Source organism: Mycobacterium lentiflavum (genome assembly GCF_022374895.2).
Classification (GTDB): domain Bacteria; phylum Actinomycetota; class Actinomycetes; order Mycobacteriales; family Mycobacteriaceae; genus Mycobacterium; species Mycobacterium lentiflavum.
The window spans coordinates 398,419-418,272 of the sequence record NZ_CP092423.2; the positions used below are offsets into that span (position 1 = coordinate 398,419).

At 66.9% G+C, this 19,854-nt stretch carries 18 protein-coding genes and 1 pseudogene; 10 read left to right on the plus strand and 9 right to left on the minus strand.

Going from position 1 to position 19,854, the window contains the following annotated elements; genetic code table 11:
* Positions 1-61: 61 nt before the first annotated feature.
* The 3 genes from MJO58_RS01960 to MJO58_RS01970 are packed head-to-tail and all read right to left on the minus strand — an operon-like array spanning position 62 to position 3,117.
* Positions 62-1,486 carry a YhgE/Pip domain-containing protein gene (locus tag MJO58_RS01960; RefSeq protein WP_239721861.1) on the minus strand — a complete coding sequence of 475 codons (1,425 nt, stop codon included), beginning with the start codon at positions 1,484-1,486 and terminating at the stop codon, positions 62-64.
* Positions 1,487-1,520: 34 nt separating this feature from the next.
* Positions 1,521-2,240, minus strand: coding sequence for a pirin family protein (locus tag MJO58_RS01965; protein WP_239721862.1), 720 nt, complete (start codon positions 2,238-2,240; stop codon positions 1,521-1,523).
* Between the two features lie 13 nt (positions 2,241-2,253).
* The gene (locus MJO58_RS01970; protein ID WP_090598561.1) at positions 2,254-3,117 is read right to left on the minus strand and encodes a MarR family transcriptional regulator; all 864 of its coding nucleotides are present in this window, start codon (positions 3,115-3,117) and stop codon (positions 2,254-2,256) included.
* 62 nt (positions 3,118-3,179) lie between these two features.
* On the opposite strand from MJO58_RS01970, the gene MJO58_RS01975 reads away from it, so the two are divergent.
* Positions 3,180-4,325 (plus strand): NAD(P)H-dependent amine dehydrogenase family protein, encoded by a 1,146-nt coding sequence (locus MJO58_RS01975; RefSeq protein WP_239721863.1) that lies wholly within the window; start codon positions 3,180-3,182, stop codon positions 4,323-4,325.
* Positions 4,326-4,415: 90 nt separating this feature from the next.
* Here MJO58_RS01975 and MJO58_RS01980 read toward each other — a convergent pair whose 3' ends face one another.
* Positions 4,416-5,657, minus strand: coding sequence for an HNH endonuclease signature motif containing protein (locus MJO58_RS01980; RefSeq protein ID WP_239721864.1), 1,242 nt, complete (start codon positions 5,655-5,657; stop codon positions 4,416-4,418).
* Between the two features lie 114 nt (positions 5,658-5,771).
* Positions 5,772-6,704: a DMT family transporter gene (locus tag MJO58_RS01985; RefSeq protein ID WP_239723134.1), complete on the minus strand. Its 933-nt coding sequence runs from the start codon at positions 6,702-6,704 to the stop codon at positions 5,772-5,774.
* A gap of 171 nt (positions 6,705-6,875) precedes the next feature.
* On the opposite strand from MJO58_RS01985, the gene MJO58_RS01990 reads away from it, so the two are divergent.
* Positions 6,876-7,727, plus strand: coding sequence for a LysR family transcriptional regulator (locus tag MJO58_RS01990; RefSeq protein ID WP_239721865.1), 852 nt, complete (start codon positions 6,876-6,878; stop codon positions 7,725-7,727).
* 9 nt (positions 7,728-7,736) lie between these two features.
* Here MJO58_RS01990 and MJO58_RS01995 read toward each other — a convergent pair whose 3' ends face one another.
* Together MJO58_RS01995 and MJO58_RS02000 are read right to left on the minus strand one after the other, a co-directional pair.
* The gene (locus MJO58_RS01995; RefSeq protein WP_239721866.1) at positions 7,737-9,155 is read right to left on the minus strand and encodes an alpha/beta hydrolase domain-containing protein; all 1,419 of its coding nucleotides are present in this window, start codon (positions 9,153-9,155) and stop codon (positions 7,737-7,739) included.
* Positions 9,156-9,189: 34 nt separating this feature from the next.
* Positions 9,190-10,321, minus strand: a pseudogene (locus MJO58_RS02000) (sigma-70 family RNA polymerase sigma factor).
* 1 nt (position 10,322) lies between these two features.
* On the opposite strand from MJO58_RS02000, the gene MJO58_RS02005 reads away from it, so the two are divergent.
* From MJO58_RS02005 to MJO58_RS02020, 4 genes are read left to right on the plus strand one after another with little or no spacing between them, the layout of a single operon-like run.
* Complete coding sequence (locus tag MJO58_RS02005) at positions 10,323-11,108, plus strand: alpha/beta hydrolase (protein WP_239723135.1); 786 nt, start codon at positions 10,323-10,325, stop codon at positions 11,106-11,108.
* A gap of 41 nt (positions 11,109-11,149) precedes the next feature.
* Positions 11,150-11,899, plus strand: a complete 750-nt coding sequence (locus tag MJO58_RS02010) for a DUF2786 domain-containing protein (protein ID WP_090598585.1) — start codon at positions 11,150-11,152, stop codon at positions 11,897-11,899.
* Entirely contained in the window at positions 11,896-12,447 is a 552-nt protein-coding gene (locus MJO58_RS02015) for a TIGR04338 family metallohydrolase (RefSeq protein WP_239721867.1), read from the plus strand. Before MJO58_RS02010 ends, MJO58_RS02015 begins: the two co-directional genes overlap by 4 nt.
* Positions 12,448-12,500: 53 nt before the next feature.
* A complete protein-coding gene (locus MJO58_RS02020; protein ID WP_090598593.1) occupies positions 12,501-14,555 on the plus strand; it encodes a beta-glucosidase in 2,055 nt (684 codons plus the stop codon).
* Between the two features lie 35 nt (positions 14,556-14,590).
* Here MJO58_RS02020 and mymT read toward each other — a convergent pair whose 3' ends face one another.
* Positions 14,591-14,746: a copper-binding metallothionein MymT gene (gene mymT / locus MJO58_RS02025; RefSeq protein WP_090598597.1), complete on the minus strand. Its 156-nt coding sequence runs from the start codon at positions 14,744-14,746 to the stop codon at positions 14,591-14,593.
* 196 nt (positions 14,747-14,942) lie between these two features.
* Between mymT and MJO58_RS02030 the strand changes: the two genes are divergently transcribed.
* Together MJO58_RS02030 and MJO58_RS02035 are read left to right on the plus strand one after the other, a co-directional pair.
* Complete coding sequence (locus MJO58_RS02030; RefSeq protein ID WP_090598601.1) at positions 14,943-15,608, plus strand: O-methyltransferase; 666 nt, start codon at positions 14,943-14,945, stop codon at positions 15,606-15,608.
* 137 nt (positions 15,609-15,745) lie between these two features.
* Positions 15,746-16,186, plus strand: a complete 441-nt coding sequence (locus tag MJO58_RS02035) for an SPW repeat protein (protein ID WP_090598605.1) — start codon at positions 15,746-15,748, stop codon at positions 16,184-16,186.
* A gap of 85 nt (positions 16,187-16,271) precedes the next feature.
* Here MJO58_RS02035 and ilvD read toward each other — a convergent pair whose 3' ends face one another.
* Complete coding sequence (gene ilvD / locus MJO58_RS02040) at positions 16,272-17,984, minus strand: dihydroxy-acid dehydratase (RefSeq protein ID WP_090598608.1); 1,713 nt, start codon at positions 17,982-17,984, stop codon at positions 16,272-16,274.
* 98 nt (positions 17,985-18,082) lie between these two features.
* On the opposite strand from ilvD, the gene ricR reads away from it, so the two are divergent.
* Both ricR and MJO58_RS02050 read left to right on the plus strand, forming a co-directional pair.
* Positions 18,083-18,385 (plus strand): copper-sensing transcriptional repressor RicR, encoded by a 303-nt coding sequence (gene ricR, locus MJO58_RS02045; RefSeq protein WP_090598612.1) that lies wholly within the window; start codon positions 18,083-18,085, stop codon positions 18,383-18,385.
* A 139-nt stretch (positions 18,386-18,524) separates the two neighbouring features.
* On the plus strand, positions 18,525-19,769 hold the full coding sequence (locus tag MJO58_RS02050; RefSeq protein ID WP_239721869.1) for an MFS transporter: 1,245 nt from the start codon (positions 18,525-18,527) through the stop codon (positions 19,767-19,769).
* The last annotated feature ends 85 nt before the right edge of the window (positions 19,770-19,854 follow it).

The following is a 19,854-nucleotide window of genomic DNA, read 5'->3' on the forward strand; positions in this document are numbered from 1 at the left end:
GTCACATTGGCCACACTGTCAACATAAATAACAAACATGTGACACTTAGGCCGCGCCCGAATTACGTTTGCTCGCTTACGCTTTCGGCATCAGGCTGGCTGGTGTCCGCGTCGCTTGGTTCGGCGTCGGCGGCATTGCCGGAACTCTCGTGTCTACCGGACCTGCGCGCCTTGTGTTGCGATTGATGCACCTCGGCGATTGCCACGCCGATCGCACCGGGAATCCGGTGGAAGCCGCTGCGATCGTAGATGCGCGTGATGATGCCGCCCACCAGCAGGCCGATCACCAGCCCGATCGACGTCATCAACAACGCCTGCGTGAGGCCGGCCTCCCCGTCGCCGTTGAGATACAACAGCGACCGCACGCCCAGGAACACCTGGTGCATCGGCTCAAACTCGGCCAGCCAGCGGAAGAACGGCGGGACCGCCTCCAGTGGGACGGTGGCGCCCGCCGACGGCAACCCGAGGATCACGAAAACCAGCATGCTGAACAACAGGCCCATCGAACCCAGCACCGCGATCAGCGAACTGGACGTCACGCCCACCGCGACGATCGCGAAGACCCCGTACGCCCACAACTGCCAGCCAAGCGCAATGGGCATGCCGAGTCCGTGGGCAATGGCCATGTAGATGCCTGACGTCAGCAACGCCAGCACCAGCATGATTCCCCACTTCACCAACAAGGTGCGGAAGCGAGAGATGTTGGCCTGCTCGGCAAATCGATACACCGGGCCCCATTCGGCCGGCACGTACCCGAGCAATGAGTCCACCAAGGTGGACACGACGATGCTGCCGGTAAACCCAGCCAGCAACAACAGCAATGCGTAGTAAAACGCCGACAGCCCGTTGCCGGTGCCGTTGGGTAGCGGGTTGTACACGGCTGACTTGATGTCGATCGGGCTGGCCAGTCCCGCCTGCGCCGCTCCGGTCAGCGTCGCGCCGCCGGTCTGCTGCGCGACTTGCGACGAAAGGTATTGTCCCACTTTGGTATCGGCAACGGCCATGGCCTGGTTGAGGGTCTGTCCGGCGATACCGGCGCCCAGCGTGCCGGCGCGCGGGTTGGTAAAGATCGTGACCGACGGCCGCTCGGCCTTGGTGGGCAGCACAGCGCTCTCGCCGTACTCGCGCAAATTCGACGAGAACGTTGGCGGAATGACCAATTCGGCGTAGGCCTGCGCCCGGTCCAGCAGCCGTTTGGCCTCGTCGTGGGACACCACGCGGATGTCGAATTTGTTCTTATCCAGCGCGGAGACCAGGCCGTCGACGATTTTCGGGCCGGCGGTTCCGGCGTCCTCGTTCACTACGGCGATCGGGAAGTGACGCAGGTTGGTGGTGGGATTCAGAATGCCGCCCAGATACAGCGCACACAACGCCGACATGAGGGCCAGCGTGGCGCCGATCGGCAACGCCCAGAACCGCACTGTTCTCAGCGCTTTTGCGTTCCGCTTCGGATTCGGCACCGCGTGCCGCGGTTGGGCTTTCGACATCCCAGCTCCTGTCTGTCACGCCCACTCTATTGGTCTAGCCGCCCAGTTTTGCGTGCATCTCCCAGATCAGCAGCTCCGTCGGCTCGGTCGCCGTCAGCCGTGAGCCACCGCCGTCTGTGATGCGGGCCGCATCGCCTTCGGCGAGTTCATCGGTCCCGTCCAGGGCCACCCGGCCGCGTGGCACGAAGACGTGCAGGTAGGGGGCGTCGGGAGTAGTGACGGTGTCGCCGGGTTGCAGCCGCGCGCCGTGCAGGGCCGCGTCGCGGTTGTGCAGTGTGATCGCCGCGTCGCGCCCGGGGATGCCCGAGGCGATGGTCACAAGTTCGGATCCGATGTGGCCGATCTCATGCTGTTGATAGCCCGGGGGGATTCCCGATTCGTCGGGGATGACCCACATCTGAACGAAATGCACTGGCTGCGTTAGCGAATCGTTCTTCTCCGAATGCAGGATCCCGCTGCCCGCCGACATGCGCTGCGCCAGACCTGGATAGATCACACCGTGGTGGCCGGCCGAATCCTGGTGTGTCAACTCGCCTTCCAGCACCCATGTCACGATCTCCATATCGCGATGCGGGTGGGTGTCGAATCCGCTCTGCGGCGCTAGCACGTCGTCGTTGTTCACCACCAGCAGCCCGTGGTGGGTGTTATTCGGCTCATAGTGGTCGCCAAACGAAAACGAATGTCTGGATTTCAGCCACGGCGTCGTGGTGACAGCCCGGTCAGCCGCGCGCCGAATGTCGGAGTTGGCAGGCATGACTTCAGCGTAATCACACCTGCGCGCCGAGCAGTCGCTGCGCATGCTGCAGCGCGGCATCGAGTGCGGGCAACGTCAAATCGGCCGATTCGCCCAGATGGATCTCGATTTGGTACTCCGGCTGCCCGTCCTGGCCGAAGATCGGCAGGACGACGAATTCCGTTGACACTAACTCCGTTTCGAGTGTGTCGGTGACGGATTGCAGCGTCACCATGGTCATCAGCGCGGTGAGTTGTCGGGTGACCTGTGCGGTCGGCTCCAGCGACGCGAGCAGCCCGGTCAGGCGATGGTGCAGCGATTGGTGCGTGTCGTCGAACCGCCAGGCGCCGTAGCCGCGGGACCGGATGTCGGCGAGTACCCGCTGATGCTGCGCGACTTCGTCGCGGGACAGCCGCGGCATCACCCGGTGCAGCCAGGCCGCCACGAAATCGTCGTCGCGCCAGGCCATCGCGACGAGGCCGAACGGGGGATCGATCGGGAAGCGCTGGCCGACGGCATGCGCACCGTCGGTGCCATGCCCTACCGCGTCGACCGTAGTCAGGTGCCGGCCGCCGATCTTCGACATCGAGCAGCCCGCGCCGAGGGTGTGGTGCAGGAAGGTCAGCGCATCGCGGCCACGGTCCAGCAGGGGGAACTGCGCCCGCAACCCGTGCACCAGCCCGAACAATCCGCTGCCTAAGCAAAAGCGCCGGTCGCCGCGCCGGGTGACCCAGGACCGGCGTTCCAGCTCGGCCAGCACCAGCGCGCAGGTCGAGGTGCTGATCCCGCAAGTCTTCGCCAACTCGGCCGAGGTTCGCCCGTCCGGTGAATCCGCGAGCGTGACAAGCACGTCCATCACCCGCGCGGTCGGCGGCGACTTCGGCGTTGACGTACCCATGCCCGGCTCCCTAGCATTCGTCCAAAATGCAAGAATAGACGTCCTAATATTAGGAGATAAACGTGCTGAAGGTGGGAGTCTGGGGGCCGGGCTCGATGGGCGTCATCGCCCTGCGGGGCGTGATCGACCACCCTGAGTTACAACTGACCGATCTCGTCGTGCACAGCGACGCCAAAGCGGGCCGCGACGCCGGGGAACTGTGCGGAATCGCGCCGGTCGGCGTGGTGGCCACTCAGGACCCGACACAACTGCTCGCGGGCGACGCCGACGCGGTGGTGTACGCCGCCGGCGCGAACCTGCGCCCGCTGGAGGCCGTCGAGGACATGGTTTCGATTCTGCGAGCCGGCAAGAACGTGGTGTCGTGTTCGGTGGTGCCGCTGGTCTTTCCCGACGCTGTCGACGGCGCCTTCACCGACCCGCTGCGCCAAGCGGCGCTGGACGGCGGCGTGTCGTTCTTCACCAGTGGCATTGATTCCGGGTTCGCCAATGATGTTCTGCCGCTGCTGCTTACCGGAGTGTCGCGGGTCATCGAATCGGTGCGGGTGACGGAGATGTTCAACTACGCCACCTACCCGGACCGGGCGGCGGTGTACGAGATCCTCGGTTTCGGTAAGCCGCCGGACTATCAGGCGTTCGCCGCGCAGCCGGGGATATTCACCTTCGGCTGGGGCCCGGTGCTGCACCAGCTCGCCGCGGGGCTGGGCGTCAAGATCGACAACATCGAGGAGACCAACGAACGCGTCGCCGCCACCGAGTCTTTCGACACCCCGACGGGTCACATCGAGGCCGGAACGATCGCTGCGATGCGCTCGACGCTGACCGGATACGTTGGGGACAAGCCAACTTTCGTCGTCGACCATGTGACGCGGATGCGCGACGACATCGCCGGAGACTGGCCCCAACCGCACATCAGTCTTGTGCCGAAGGACCTCGGCTTCGGACCGGCATCGGGCCGCGGAGCCTATCGCGTCGAGATCGAGGGCTCGCCGACTATGCGGTGCGAATTCGAGATGGCCGAGGACCACGACCACGATCTGGGTGCGCGCATCGCAGGCTCCTCGCGCATCGTCAACGCCATTCCCGCGGTGTGCGCGGCGGCGCCCGGACTGCTGTGTGCACTCGACCTGCCGCTGATCACCGGGGCCGGCCTGGTCCGTTCGGTCGAAGGCCCGTCACCGGATAGCCGCCTGCTGGGTCGTCGGCCGTGATGATCAAGATCCGATAGCAGCCGGCACCGCAGACGAATTTGTTTATGCCGCAGGCTTTTTAGGTTCGGGCCACGAGCGCGGGCGACGGGTCTAGTTGTTCGTTGGTGGTGGTTGGGGTTGGAAGGGTTGGTACCACCACCAGTGGGCGCGTTCGCCGGTAGGCCCTGAGCAGGGTGCCACTGCGGGCGGGGGTTGGGTTGGTGGGCGTGCGAGGGATCCGGCGCTGAGCGTTCGGCCGGAGTTGTCGGTGACGGTGAGATGGTCTGCGGGGCCGGTGAGGGTGATGCCGCCTTGGTGGTGTAGCCGGTGGTGATACGGACGCACCAGCACCAGATTGAACAACTCGGTGGGCCCGCCGTCCTCCCAGTGGCGCAGGTGGTGGGCGTGCAGACCGCGGGTGGCTCCACAGCCGGGCACCGCACACGTTCGGTCGCGGTGCTCCAGAGCGCGCCGCAGCCGCCGGCTGATCAGCCGCGTCGTGCGGCCGGTGCCGATGACCTCACCGTCACGTTCGAACCAGACTTCACACGTGGCATCACACGTCAGGTAACGGCGCTCGGCGTCGGACAGCAGCGGACCCAGATGCAGCGCCGCAGCGTGCTGCTCGACATCCACGTGCACCACCACGGTGGTGTGCTGACCGTGGGGCCGGCGTGCCACCTCGGCGTCCCACCCCGACTCGACCAGACGCATAAACGCCTCGACGGTTCCCGGCACCGGCGGCGCGATATCCGATGCCGCGGCGCTGGTGCCGCGATCGTGTTTCCACTCGGCGATCAGCGCATCACGATGAGACGCCAGTGCCGCGTCGAACTTTGCCGCCTCGGGGCGCGGAAGCGTGATCCGCCAACAGCTGAACTCCTCGCTGGTGGTTTTGGTGATCGAGGGCTGCGGCCGAGGGTCGGGTTCGGGTCGCGGTTCCAGCGCGACCGCGGTGCGCAACTGGTTGACCGTCGCACTACGCGCCAACTGCGCATAATGCTCATCAGAGCCCTCGGGTGCGCGCGCCGCGATGACGCCGACCTGATCCAGCGACAGCCGCCCCTCCCGCATCCCTTGGACGCAGCGCGGAAACTCCTCGAGCCGACCCGCCACCGCGGTCACCTGATGGGCGTTGCCCGACGACAACCCGAGCTTCCACGCCACCAACGCCGCCACCGACCGCGCCCCCGTAACCCCACACAGCCCGTCGCGATCAATCTCGGCGACGATCTCCACGATGCGCCCATCAATCGCGTTGCGCTGACCGGCCAACTCCGCCAACTCATCGAACAACACCCCAAGACGATCAGGCGCAGTCACCGCCGCCGACAAAGACACGGTCGAAGACATAACGCCATCATCGCAACCGAGTACGACAAGTTTCGGCCGTCGATCCGCCGGGGTGTGACCGCGATCATTCGCAAAGCGGCACAGTCTCATTGGCCGACAAGCGTGGTAGCAACGCTAGTCGGCCGCTGAGCAACCCACCATGTTGCGGCCCGCGGGCGCGAGTTCCGGCTCGGGGCTTGGTGTCTGCGCGCGGCGCCTGCCGGCGGCCCGACTGTTCAGCCAGCACGCGAGGCCACCGACGAGCAGGCCGATCGCGACGCCGACGTCCGGGCGCTGACCCAGCATGAGCCAGCTCAGCACGGCAGCGGCCGCGGGGATGATCGCGAACAGCATCGCCACCGCCGCCGCGCCGTGAATGCTGATGGCGCGCAGGTAAATGCTGACCGCGAGCGTAGCATTGAGCAGCACCATGCCTGCGATAGCGGCGGCGGCTCTGCCCGCATCGTGCACGGCGAACGGCGTCAGCATCGCCAGCGCCGCCGCGGGAATGAACGCCACAGAGTTTTGCACCGCGCTCATCGTGCGGAAGTCGACGCCCTTGCAGAACCGCTGCTGATACACCCCGCCGGCCGAAAGGCCAAGCAGCCCAACCACAAGCAGCAACATGACCGGGTCGACGCCGTGCATGCCCATCAGTCGCCGGGCGCACGCGGCGAGCACGGCGGCGACGCCGAGAACCAGGGCGACGATCCGGAGCCGGCCGAGCGGCTCGCGCAGGAACAGGGTAGCCAGGATGGCCGTCATCACCGGATTCATTGCGATCACCACCGCGCACAGCACCGCGGACGCCCCGAGCAGCAAGGCCTCATACAGGCAGCAGAACTGCACGGCCTGGATCAGCAGACCCGCGACGACGACGTGACCGAACTGGGCGCCGCGTGGCCACGACGCCCGGGCCAGCAGGGCCCACGCCGCGAGGATGACGGCGGCGAAGCCGAAGCGCAGCACCAGCACCGCCATCGGGGTCATCTCGGCTACCGCGAGCGCGCCGATGGGATACCCGATCGCATAGGTCAACGTCACCGCCGAAGCGGTACTCAAAGGCATGCGGCGCAGGTGCATGCCCCCATGGTTGCGAACGGCCACCTGATGCGTCCAACGATTTTTGGCGATCAGGACCGATCGCAAACACTTATCGATTGTCGGCGGCGCATCGAGGATATGTCGCCAGCGCCTTGAACGATTGATCATTTCTGCTGATCGAACTAGGGTGGCGGCATGCCCCAGGTGCTCGATATCGCGCCGCTGCGCAGCCTAGTCGCGGTGGCCGACTGTGGCGGATTTCACCGGGCGGCCGCCGCGCTGCACGTGAGTCAGTCCGCGGTCAGTCAGCACTTGCGAAAAGTCGAGGCTGTGGTCGGCGAACCGGTGGTCGAGCGCTTCGGGCGTGGCGTCTTGTTCACCGAGATGGGTCAGCGGGTGCTGCGGCATGCGCGCACGATTCTGGCGGCGCACGACGCGGCGCTCGACGATCTCGGCGCGACCGAACAGAAGGTGCTTACGGTCGGCGCCACCGAGCACGGCGCGGACGTGATGCTGCCCGCCCTGACCACCGTGCTGCGCGAACGTCTTCCCGACCGGCGACCGCGATTCCGGCTGGACCGCAACGTTTCCCTGGCGGACGCGATCGACCGCGGGCTGGTGGATTTGGCGATCATGCTCGACGGATCCGGGCTGGATCGTGCCAACGCATCGGGAATTGTTCAACTGCAATGGGTTTCAGCACGGACCTTCAGCGTCGGGCAAGCAGAGCCGCTGCCGCTGGTGATCTATGCCGAACCGTGCACACTGCGCGAGCCGGCCTTCGCGCTGCTCGAGAAGCACCGCGTCGACTACGACGTCGTGGCCGAATGTGGGGACTTGGCCGGGCTGTACGCGGCGGTGCGCTCGGGTCTGGGATTGGCTTTGCTGCCGAAGATCGGCAAGCTCCCCGACGGTGTGTGCCCGGCCGAGGGCCTGCCCGCGGCTAATGCCGCCTCGATCCTGGTGCGTGGCCGCTCGGGCATCGACCCCGACGTGCTGAGCACCGTCGATGCCGCGGTGCGTGAGGTGCTGGCCGGCGAAAGGTGAACGCGGACGTTACGAATCGCCGCCGGGGTAGGTGGCGCTAGCCAGCTCGAGGATCTCGGCGCGGTCTGCGGGCAGGATGAAGCCGGACTTGATGGCCGAATCCAGCGCTGTCGTGAAACTGTCCAGATACTCCGTCAAGCCACCGGGGTAGAGCCGGTGCACGGTCGCTTCGTCGAAGGGCTCGCCGGAGCCGAAGATCGCCGACATCACGTTCTCCGTGGTGTTGTCCCAGGCGCCGTCTCCCGACGTCCGGGCCAGCGGCACGTCCACCCATGGCGTCCGTAGACCGCCCTGTGCTAGGCCGTTGCGATCCAGAACCGGTTGGGGCAGTTCGGCTTCGACTATCTCGATGGGTGGGGCAGCCGGCGCTGCCTGGCCGGTCCGGACCCAAGTGGTCAGCGCCGCTATCGCCGCCTGCACGACATAGTGATGTTGCGGCGCGAAGTTGATGTAGTGGTCGAGCTGCTGGCCCATCAGCATGTTGGTGGGCGCATAGGCGGCCACGATGTCGCGCAGCGGCGCCGAGCCGGTGTCGATCGGTGCCACCTGGATCGTGTAGTTGTCGGCGTGCGCGGCACCGGCGATCTCCCAGACCCGCAGCCGTTCGTTGTCGGGTTGGCGGGCAAAGTAGTAGCCGTGCCGCACGGCGCCGAACAGGTCGGTTTCGGTGATGAGCGTCAGCAGCGGCACGCGCAGGTCGGCGCGGAAGTTGACGGCTTGCGGCACGTTCACCTGAAATTCGTCGAGGACCGAGCCGCCGTCCAGCGGTGCGGCAGAAGCGAATCGCGAATGCACCAGAAAGCCGTCGTAGACTCCGGTGAGGGGATCGACCGCGTTGACGTAGGTGGTAAGGAACATCGCCGATTGGGATTCGCCCAGGGCGACAACGTGTTCGGCCGACAGCCCGCGCAGAATGTCGGCACTGCGGGCCAGCTCTCCGGTCTGCGAGAAGATGTCGAAGCAGAACGCATCGCCTGGGTGGCTCAGTGCCGCATACCGCGTCGGGTCCTGACTCTTGAGCGACATGTCGAAACCGAGCAGGCTCGCACCGCCGTCCACCCCGACCTTCTGCGCCGAGACCGCGACGTAGGCGTAGCCCGCCCGGATGATTTCGCGGTGCGCCATCATCCACACCGCCGGCGCATCGATGCCGCCACTGACGTTGAGCCACTCGACCAGCACGGTCCCGTTGAACCGCGCCGGATCCGACGGCGTCAGCACGACGATCCGGGTCGTGTAATCGGCTGCGCCGGAGGGGGTTACGTCCCACCGGCCGTCGGGCTCCAATTCCGCGGCGGGCGCGTACGACGAGGCCGTCCCCGAGACGAAGAACTCTTCGGCGACATAGCCCAGATCGCCAATATCGAAGCCGCCCAACAGCAATAGCGGCTTACCGGACACCGGCGTGATGCTGGGGGAATCGGTCATCGGCTACCCTCTTCTCGGATCGGCAGCTGCCCCGTCACAGGGAGCGGGGCAGCCCGAACTTCGTGAACAATGCATCGTCGAGGAACGCGACCACATGGGACACGCCGTCGGTACGGACGTCCAGCACATGCAGCTGGAACGGCACGTGCTGCTCGCCGGCCCGCATGTACATCGCCGCGGCGGGCTGGCCGTTGGCGACCAGCGGGATCATCCGCATGTCGCCCGGACGCTCGGCGGGGCACTGCTGGTGAATCAGGGTGATGATGGCCCGCGGGCCTTGGTACCAACCGGTGTAAGGCGGCATCTCCCAGACCGCCTCGGCGGTGAATAGCTCGACCAGCCGGTCGATGTCGTAGGACTCAAACGCCGTGATGTAGCGGGCGAGAAGGTCCTGCGCTTCGGACGAATCCGGCGCCGCCAGGCGGTCATTCGCGCTGGGGCGGACGGTTTCCAGCTGGGACCGGGCCCGCTGCAGCAGGCTGTTGACCGCGGTCGTGGTGGTACCGATCGCGTCGGCCACCTCGGCGGCCTTCCACTGCAACACGTCGCGCAGCAGCAGCACCGCCCGCTGCCGCGCTGAGAGGTGCTGTAGCGCGGCGACAAATGCCAACCGCACCGATTCGCGTGAGCTCACGATCACCGACGGGTCGGCCGGATCCTCCGTCAGGTCGGGCAGCGGCTCCAGCCAGGGCACCTCGCGGCGTTCCACCAGCTCGGCGGTCGGATCCGAGCTGGGGCCGCCGAGCCCGGTGGGCAGCGGCCGTCGGGCCCGGCCCTCCAGCGCGGTCAGGCAGGTGTTGGTGGCGATGCGGTGCAGCCAGGTGCGAATCGAGGACTTGCCTTCGAACCGGTCGTAGGCCTTCCACGCCCGCAACAGCGTCTCCTGCACCAGGTCTTCCGCGTCGTGCAGGGATCCGGTCATCCGGTAGCAGTGCGCCAGCAATTCGCGGCGATACGGCTCGGCACGCGCCGAGAAGTCGCCGTGGCCCCCGCCCCCGGCGGACGGTTCTGCGTCGTCGGAGTTCTCCGCGAGCACGCTCACCCGCCTGAGCCTACGCAGCGCCTAGGACACCGGAGCCGCAGGAGCCATTACGCTGCCCCTAATGACTAGGACGCCCCATGACCCGCACTGAACGGAACTTCGACGGCCTGGGCGGCGTGCGCATTGTGTACGACGTCTGGACGCCGAATTCACCGCCGCGGGCCGTGGTGGTGCTGTCGCACGGTCTCGGGGAGTACGCCCGCCGCTATGACCACGTAGCTCAGCGCTTCGAAGCGGCCGGGTTGGTCACTTACGCGCTGGACCAGCGCGGGCACGGCCGCTCCGGCGGCAAGCGGATGCTGGTGCGCGATGTGTCGGAGTACACCGCCGACTTCGACACCCTGGTCGGCATCGCCACCCGCGAACACCCCGGCCTCAAGTGCATCGTGCTCGGGCACAGCATGGGCGGCGGCATCGTTTTCGCCTACGGCGTCGAGCGCCCGGACAACTACGACCTGATGGTGCTGTCCGGGCCGGTGGTGGCCGCCCAGGACGCGGTGCCCGCGCTGGTGGCGTTCGCCGCCAAAGTCCTCGGCTCGGTGCTGCCCGGCGTGCCCGTGCAGGACCTCGACGTCGACGCCATCTCCCGCGACCCGGCGGTGGTTGCCGCCTATAAGGCCGACCCGCTCGTCTACCACGGAAAGATCCCGTTCGGCGTGGGCCGGGCGATGCTGGAGGTCAGCGAGACCATGCCGCAGCGCGCACCCGCCCTGACCGCTCCGCTTTTGGTGGTACACGGCGAATGCGACCGGCTGGTGCCCGTCGCCGGAAGTCGTCGGCTGGTCGAATGTGTGGGATCCACCGACGTCACGCTGAAGGTCTACCCGGGGCTCTACCACGAGGTCTTCAACGAGCCGGAGCAAGATCAGGTGCTTGACGATGTCGTCGGCTGGATCACCGACCGTCTCTAAGCCTTGAGCGAATTGTCGGAATGCTCCCGTAGTTTGGCGCTATGAGTGACGACAAGATGTTGGCGCGCATCGCCGCGCTGCTGCGTCAGGCCGAGGGCACCGACAACGCGCACGAGGCCGACGCCTTCATGACCGCCGCGCAGCGGTTGGCGACGGCGGCGTCCATCGACTTGGCGGTCGCCCGGTCCCATTCGTCCAACCGTTCGGCGGCGCAGTCGCCGACCCAGCGGACCATCACGATCGGGACCGCCGGTACCAAGGGGTTGCGGACATACGTGCAGCTTTTCGTGCTGATCGCATCGGCCAACGATGTGCGCTGTGACGTGGCGTCGAATTCGACGTTTGTCTACGCCTACGGGTTCGCCGAGGACATCGACGCCAGCCATGCCCTCTACGCCAGCCTGGTCGTTCAGATGGTGCGCGCCTCGGATGCCTACCTCGCCTCGGGCGCACACCGGCCCACCCCGACGATCACCGCCCGGCTGAACTTCCAGCTGGCCTTCGGGGCACGCGTCGGCCACCGGCTGAGCGAGGCACGCGAAGAGGCTCGGCGTGAGGCTACCAAGGATCGCAGCCGTCGGCCCGGTACAGCTATTGCCTTGCGGGACAAAGATATTGAGCTGCACGATCACTACCGCAGGGCGTCCAAGGCGCGCGGCACCTACCAGGTCAGCCGGGCGACGTCGGGATATTCGTCGGCGGCGCGGCGCGCGGGCGATCGGGCCGGCAAGCGGGCGCGGCTCGGCGACAGTCCCGAGCTGCCCGGAGCGCGGAGCGCGCTGGGAACGTGACCGCGGGGGATGCGCCGAAGCGGGATTCCCAGCGCGCCAAGGTGTATGCGGCCGAGGAGTTCGTCCGCACGTTGTTCGACCGGGCCGCCGAGCACCGATCGTCGGCCGTGGAGTTCTTCGGCACCCAGTTGACGCTGCCGCCGGAAGCGCGATTCGGCTCGGTGGCGTCCGTGCAGCGCTATGTTGACCAGGTGCTTGCGCTACCGGCGGTACGTGACCAGTGGCCCGAGGTGGCGCCGCTGAGAGTGCGCCCGCGGCGGGCGGCCACCGCGGCTCATTACGAAAACTACGAGGACACAGGCATTATCGCGGTTCCCGACCGTGACGCCGCTGACTGGGCGCTGCGCGAGCTGGTGGTGCTGCACGAAGTGGCGCATCACCTGTGCCAGGCGCAGCCGGCGCACGGTCCGGAGTTCGTCGACACGATCTGTACGCTGGCGCAGTTGGTGATGGGGCCGGAGCTTGGGCACGTGCTGCGGGTGGTGTACGCCAAAGAAGGTGTGCGATGGACGACGACGATGCGGGCCGTTGAGGAGCCGGACAATTGAGCCTGGGCGAATTAGCTGACCCGGACGCCCGCGCCCGCGAGGTCGAAAGCCGGATGACCGACGACGAACGCTTCTCGCTGCTGGTCGCGGTGATGGGAGCGTCGCAGCTGTGGCCGCTGCCGGACGACCGCATCCCGCCCGGCACCCCGATGAGTGCCGGCTATGTGCCGGGGATTCCCCGGCTTGGTATCCCGGCGCTGCGGATGAGCGATGCCGGGCTGGGCGTCACCAACCCCGGCTACCGCCCGGGTGATACCGCAACCGCGCTGCCGGCCGGCCTCGCGCTGGCCGCCGGTTTCGATCCGGCGCTCGCGCACGCCGCCGGCGCCGTGATCGGCCGCGAGGCACGCAGCCGTGGGTTCAATGTGCAACTGGCGGGCGCGATGAACCTGGCGCGCGACCCGCGCAACGGCCGTAACTTCGAGTATGTCTCGGAAGACCCGCTTTTGACGGCTACGATCACCGCCGAATCCGTCAACGGAATCCAGCAGCAGGGCGTCATCTCGACCGTCAAGCATTACTCGCTGAACTGCAACGAGGCCAACCGACATTGGCTGAACGCTGTTATCGACCCCGACGCGCATCGCGAGTCCGACTTGCTGGCCTTCGAGATCGCGATCGAGCGTTCTGCGCCCGGCGCGGTGATGACCGCCTACAACAAGGTCAACGGTGACTATGCCTCGGCCAACGGATTATTGCTCGACGACATCCTCAAAGGCGCTTGGGGATACCGGGGTTGGGTCATGTCCGACTGGGGCGCCACACCCAGCTGGGAGTGCGCTCTGCACGGCCTGGACCAGGAATGCGGTGCCCAGATCGACACCGTGTTCTGGGGTGCGGAGGCCTTCAGTGAACCGCTGCGATCCGCCCACGCCGATGGCAAGCTGCCCAAAGACCGCCTGTCCGACATGGTGCGGCGGATTCTGCGTTCGATGTTCGCGGTCGGAATCGACCGGGGCGCAGACGCTCCCGAACCGGATATGGCCGCCCACAACGAGATTGCGCTGCAGATCGCACGCCAGGGCATTGTGCTGTTGCAGAACCGCGGGGTGTTACCGCTGGCACCCGATGCGCGCATCGCGGTGATCGGTGGCCACGCGCAGCTGGGAGTTCCGACGGGCTGCGGTTCGAGTGCCGTCGTTCCCCCGGGCGGCTACGCGCAGGTCGTCCCGATCGGGGGATCCGGTCTGACCGGCGGCACCCGAAATCTGTACCTGTTGCCGTCCAGCCCGGTCGAGGCGCTCAGAAAGCAATTGCCCAACGCGCGCATCGAGTTCGATCCCGGCCTCAGCCCGGCCGAAGCGGTGCTGGCCGCGCGGCGGGCCGACGTCGCGATCGTGTTCGGGATCCGGGTCGAGGGCGAGGGTTTTGACGGCGCCGATTTGTCGCTGCCGTGGGGCCAGGACGCGGTCATCGCTGCGGTCGCGGCCGCCAACCCGAACACGGTGGTGGTGCTGGAGACCGGCAACCCGGCGGTGATGCCGTGGCAAGAGTCGGCGAACGCGATCCTGCAGGCGTGGTATCCGGGCCAGGCCGGCGGCCAGGCGATCGCGGAGATCATTGCCGGACAAGTGAATCCATCGGGGCGGCTGCCGATCACGTTTCCGGCCGGACTCGATCAGACGCCGCGCCCGAAGCTGCCCGATCTCGGCGCCGCGTTCGGCACGCCGACCACGATCGACTACTTCGAAGGAGCCGAGGTCGGCTACCGCTGGTTCGCCTCCAAGGGTCACACGCCGTTATTCGCGTTCGGTCATGGCTTGTCCTACACCAGCTTTGAGTACTACGACTTGGAGGCCACCGGCGGTGACACGGTCACGGCGAGCTTCAGCGTCGCCAACACCGGCGAGCGGAGCGGGGCCGAGGTCGCGCAGTTGTATCTGACTCACGGACAACGCCTGCGGTTGCTGGGATTCGAGCGGGTCCAGTTGGACCCGGGCGCGACGTGCCGGGTGACGATCTCGGCGGATCCGCGCCTGCTCGGCCGCTACCAAGGTGGCAGCTGGCAGATCAAGCCGGGCCACTACCCGGTGGCGGTCGGCGCCTCGGCGGTCGCGTTTCGGCTGACGGCCGAGGTAGAGCTGGCCGGTCGTGCGTTCGGGCGCTGATTGGCACTTCGAACGCAACGACCGGCCGGCGGGATTTACTTGACGGGCACCAGTGCTTCGCCGCAGGAGCAGCGGTAGTCCTCGTTCGCGCCCGAGCAGTGGCATGCGACCTCGATGCGGACGCGACATCCGCATCCCTCGTGACCGCAGGTCAGCTGGGTCCCCTCGTCGTAGTGCGCCATGTGAATCACCCTTGTCTGCTACGGGATTCCGGTTGGTACACCGCAATCCAGTGGTTCCTTCGTGGTTGGCCGCCCAGCGGGCTGCCACGCTCACTGTATACCCCATACGGGTATCTGGTAAAGCCTGGACGTGGTGGCTGTTATCGATCGGATGCATGACCAGGCGTGACGGCGTGGATCGGTGGACGCGGCTAGCGTTGGTCGCATGACCGACAGACCCACCCCGCAAGACGTCGACACCTTCCTGGACAGCACCGTCATCGGTGACGATCCGGCCCTGTCCGCGGCACTGGAGGCCAGCAACGCCGCCGGTCTGCCGCAAATCGCCGTTTCGTGGCAGCAGGGCAAGTTCCTGTCGCTGCTGGCCGGTGCGATCCGGGCGCGGCGCATTCTCGAAATCGGCACCCTCGGTGGTTTCAGCACCATTTGGCTGGCCCGCGCGGTGGGCCCGGACGGACAGGTGGTGACGCTGGAATACGAGTCCAAGCACGCCGACGTCGCATGCGCCAACCTGAAGCGGGCCGGTGTCGTCGATCGGGTACAGGTGGTCGTCGGCCCGGCGCTGGAAACCCTGCGGTCGGTAAACGGTAATCCGTTCGACATGGTGTTCATCGACGCGGACAAAGAGAACTATGTCGCGTACCTGAACTGGGCGGTCAAGCTGGCTCGTCCCGGCGCACTTATTGTGGTGGACAACGTCATTCGGGAAGGCGGAATCCTGTCGCCGGATTCCGATGACGAGAAAGTGGCCGCTACGCGTGAGACGCTGCAGGCGATGGGCGAGCACGCGCAGCTGGACACCGCGGTGATCCAGACGGTCGGAGCCAAGCATTGGGACGGGTTTGCGATCGCGTTGGTGAAAGAGCGCTGAAACGCACGTTTTGCGGCACGGATTGTCGTTGCTGGCGTGGCGTAACCGGGCGTAACCTGGCTAGAGATGGATGGTTTGCAGCGAGCCCAGAGTGCTTGTTGCATAACGGGCTTGCTGCCTGACAGAGAGGCAGCACAATGAGTACGGTCCATTCATCGATTGATCACCACCCGGATTTGTTGGCCCTGCGGGCGCGTTACGAGCGCGTCGCAGAGTCGGTGAGTGCGCATGTCACCTTCGGACTGGCCTTGTTGACGGGCCTGTACGTTGCCGCATCGCCGTGGATCGTCGGATTCAGCGGGACGGCCGCCCTTGCCGCGTCCGACTTCATCGTCGGGATTGCCTTGGCATTCCTGGCGTATGGGTTCGCGACGACGCTGGACCGCGCACACGGGATGACCTGGACGCTGCCGGTGCTCGGCCTGTGGGTCTTCGTCTCGCCGTGGGTCGTGACCGGAGTCGCGCTGACCACCGGCACGATCTGGTCACATGTCGTCGCGGGTGCGCTGCTGACGTTCCTGGGGCTCAACGCCGCCTACTTCGGCATGCGCACGCGCGCCGCAGCTGACCACGCATAGCGCGAAAATCGCTGAGCCGGAAGGTAATTCAGCCTGTCCGGCCGATTAATCCCGGCCCGGGTGGGGCTGGGAGGCTGGCCGCGGGCTAGCCGCAGACCGCGCCGATCGCGGCCGAGCTGACCAGCTTGACGTACTTGGCCAGCACTCCGGTCTTGTAACGCGGCGGAGGAGGCATGAAACCCGCTTGGCGAGAAGCGAATTCGGTCGCGTCGCCGAGCACGTCCAAGGTGCCGCCGGCGACGTCGAGCCGGATCCGGTCGCCGTCGCGCAGGAATGCGATCGGCCCGGCGTCCACGGCCTCCGGTGCGATGTGTCCCACGCACAGGCCGGTCGTTCCGCCGGAGAACCGGCCGTCGGTGAGCAGTAGCACGTCTTTACCGAGCCCAGCACCCTTGATCGCCCCGGTGATGGCCAGCATTTCGCGCATCCCGGGGCCGCCCTTAGGGCCCTCGTAACGGATCACCACCGCGTCGCCCTTGGTGATGGTGCCGTCCTCGAGCGCGTCCAGGGCGGCTCGCTCCCCATCGAAAACCCTTGCGGTGCCTTCGAACACGTCCGAGTCGAAACCGGCCGACTTGACCACCGCCCCCTCCGGCGCCAGGCTCCCGCGCAGGATCGTGATCCCGCCCGTCGGGTGGATCGGATCGCTCAGCGCGCGCAGCACCTTGCCGTCCGGGTCGGGCGGCTCGATGGCGGCCAGGTTCTCGGCCAGGGTGCGCCCGGTCACCGTGAGGCAGTCGCCGTGCAGCAGCCCCGCGTCCAGCAGCGCCTTCATCATCACCGGGACGCCGCCGATGTGGTCGACGTGCGACATCACGTGCCGGCCGAACGGCTTGACGTCAGCCAGGTGCGGCACCTTGGACCCGATCCGGCTGAAGTCCTCGAGCGTCAGCGTGACCTCGGCCTCGTGCGCGATGGCCAGCAGGTGCAGCACCGCGTTCGTCGAGCCGCCGAACGCCATCACCACCGCGATCGCGTTCTCGAAGGCTTCCTTGGTGAGGATGTCACGGGCGGTGATGCCGCGGCGCAGCAGTTCAACGACGGCCTGTCCGCTGCGCCGGGCGAACCCGTCGCGTCGGCGGTCGGTGGCCGGGGGAGCGGCACTGCCGGGCAGCGACATGCCCAGTGCCTCGGCGGCGCTGGCCATCGTGTTGGCGGTGTACATGCCGCCGCACGCCCCCTCGCCGGGGCAGATCGCGCGCTCGATGGCGTCGACGTCTTGGCGCGACATCAACCCGCGCGAGCAGGCGCCGACGGCCTCGAACGCGTCGATGATCGTCACCTCGCGCTCGCTGCCGTCGGAGAGTTTGGCCACTCCCGGCAGGATCGACCCCGCGTAGAGGAACACCGACGCCAGGTCCAGACGTGCGGCGGCCATCAGCATGCCGGGCAACGACTTGTCACAGCCGGCCAGCAGCACCGAGCCGTCGAGTCGTTCGGCCTGCATCACGGTCTCGACGCTGTCGGCGATCACCTCGCGCGACACCAGGGAGAAGTGCATGCCCTCGTGGCCCATCGAGATGCCGTCGGAGACCGAGATCGTCCCGAATTCCAAGGGGTAGCCCCCGGCGGCGAACACCCCCTCCTTGACGGCCTTGGCCAGCCGGTCCAGCGATAGGTTGCACGGCGTGATCTCGTTCCAGGACGAGGCGACGCCGATCTGCGGCTTGGCGAAGTCGTCGTCGTCCATGCCTACCGCACGCAGCATGCCCCGGGCGGCGGTCTTTTCCAGACCGTCGGTGACGTCACGACTACGGGGTTTGATGTCGACTTTTGCCGCGTCGGTATGCAGGGCCATTGATCAAGTATGCGCGGGGTTGACAAGCCAATTTGATGGGTAATACCCCGCTGGGGTATAGGGTATCGTAGAGGTTTGCCAGCCGCAGAGAGGCCGAGATGACGACTGCACACGGATATTCGCAGCAGAAGGACAATTACGCCAAGCGGCTGCGGCGCATCGAGGGCCAGGTGCGCGGCATCGCGAAGATGATTGAGGAAGACAAGTACTGTATCGACATCCTTACCCAGATCAGCGCCGTGAACAGCGCGATGCGGTCGGTGGCGCTGAACTTGCTTGACGAGCACCTCGGACACTGTGTGACCCGTGCCGTCGCCGAGGAGGGGCCAGACGCCTCGGAAAAGGCTCAGGCAAAGTTGGCCGAGGCATCCGCGGCCATCGCGCGTCTCGTTCGTTCCTGATCGGTGACGTAGTTGAGACGGTGTTGCGGTCCTAACTTGGCCGAACCCGTTGTTGAGGTGCGTACGGTGAGTCAGTGTGATCGCATTAGGCACGACAACCCAGGAACTGGGGAGCCCGGCCGATACCGTATCCCACGCCATGACTGCCGAAACCGGAACAGCCACCGCCACCGCGCGAACGTGGACGCCACGGATCGCCGTGCAGCTGGCGGTGCTGGCCGCGGCGGCCTTCATCTATGTCACGGCCGAGATCCTGCCGGTCGGTGCGCTGTCCGCGATCTCCCGCGACCTGCATGTCAGCGTCGTCTACGTCGGCACCCTGCTGACGTGGTATGCACTGGTCGCGGCCCTGACGACGGTTCCGCTGGTGCGCTGGACGGCGCACTGGCCGCGCCGCCGCGCCCTGATGCTCAGTCTGACTTGCCTGACCGTCTCGCAGGCCATCTCGGCGCTGGCGCCCACCTTCGGGGTGCTGGCGGCCGGACGCGTGCTGTGCGCGTTCACGCACGGCCTGCTGTGGGCGGTGATCGCCCCGATCGCCACCCGGCTGGTGCCGGCCAGCCACGCGGGCCGCGCGACGACCTCGATCTATGTCGGGACCAGCCTGGCTCTGGTGGTCGGTAGCCCGCTCACGGCGGCGTTGAGCCTGATGTGGGGCTGGCGGCTGGCGGTGGTGTGTGTGCTGGTCGCCGCGGTCATCGTGACGATCGCCGCCCGGGCGATGCTGCCGCAAATGGTGCTCACGCAGGACCAGCTGGCCTGCGTCGGCCCGCGGTCGCGCCACCACCGCAACCCGCGGTTGATCACCGTCAGCCTGCTCGCGATGGTCGCGGTGACCGGCCATTTCGTCTCCTACACGTACATCTCGGTGGTCATCCGCGACGTCGTCGGCGTCCGCGGACCGAACCAGGCCTGGTTGCTGGCGGCCTACGGCATGGCGGGACTGCTGTCGGTGCCGCTGGTGGCGCGGCCGCTGGACCGGCGGCCCCGGCGCGCCATCATCCTGTGCATGGCGGGCCTGACCGCCGCGTTCGTGGTGCTGACCGTATTGGCGTTCGGCGATCGCACCACCACCGCGGCGAGCGCGCTGGTCGGGACCGCCGCGATCGTGCTGTGGGGAGCGATGGCGACCGCGGTGTCGCCCATGATGCAATCCGCCGCGATGCGCAACGGCGCCGACGATCCCGATGGCGCGTCCGGCCTGTACGTGACGGCGTTCCAGGTCGGCATCATGGCCGGGTCGCTGTCCGGTGGCTTGTTGTACGAGCACAGCGTGGCGACGATGCTCACCGCGTCGGCGGGTTTGATGGGCATCGCGCTGGTCGGCATTGCGGTCAACAAGCGCATGCTCGACGTTGCTCCGGTAAGCTCACGCGATTCATAGTCGGGCAGTTCACGGTGCCAAAATGGGTGCCGTAGCGGTGTCGTGCCCGGCCCGGATTAGGTAGCTGGGGGCGCCGCTATGCCAC